Source organism: Haloferax sp. Atlit-6N (genome assembly GCF_003383195.1).
Taxonomy (GTDB): Archaea; Halobacteriota; Halobacteria; order Halobacteriales; family Haloferacaceae; genus Haloferax; species Haloferax gibbonsii.
In genome coordinates this window covers 1-529 of sequence record NZ_QEQJ01000173.1, presented here as the reverse complement: position 1 = coordinate 529, position 529 = coordinate 1, and the positions used below count along the sequence as shown (strand labels likewise).

The following is a 529-nucleotide window of genomic DNA, read 5'->3' as shown; positions in this document are numbered from 1 at the left end:
TCCGTCTCGAAGGTGAACGGGATCGTCACCGTCGCGGCGGACTCGAACGCGCCCGCGAAGCCGCCGGTTCGACGGAGCGAGACGCCCCCGACGTGGACGCGCGCCTCGTACTCGCCCTCGCCGTCGAGCGCGTAGTTCGCGCCGTAGTGAAAGCCCATCGTCTGTGAGAGCATCGGATAGGCGACCTCCTCGGTGACGAGTGTGCCGTCTGTATCCAAAATCTCGATCGTCACGCCCGAATCGAGCGGGAGGACGCGGCCGGTCTCGGTGTCCCACAGCGAGACCATCAGGTGGACGTCGTCGTCGGCTTCGACGACCGTCTTCGACGTCTCAGTTCCAGAGAGGGTCCAGAAGCGATGGGGGTACGAGTAGGTGAGGGCGACGCCGTAGCGGCCGGCGGTCGTCTCGCCGTAGGTTTCCATCCCTTCGATGACCGCCGGAACGTACACCGCGTCGGGGCGGTCCTCAGCGAGCGGGGGGTCGCGCCAGGCGGATTGGCGCTGGAAGCCGAGCGTCTGCAGACAGCCGG

Annotated in this window: 1 protein-coding gene; it reads right to left on the bottom strand. The window is 67.3% G+C overall.

Annotated elements, in window-relative coordinates:
* Nucleotides 1-529 (bottom strand): iron transporter (locus tag DEQ92_RS21780; protein WP_199522965.1); only part of this gene is annotated, 529 nt, incomplete at both ends.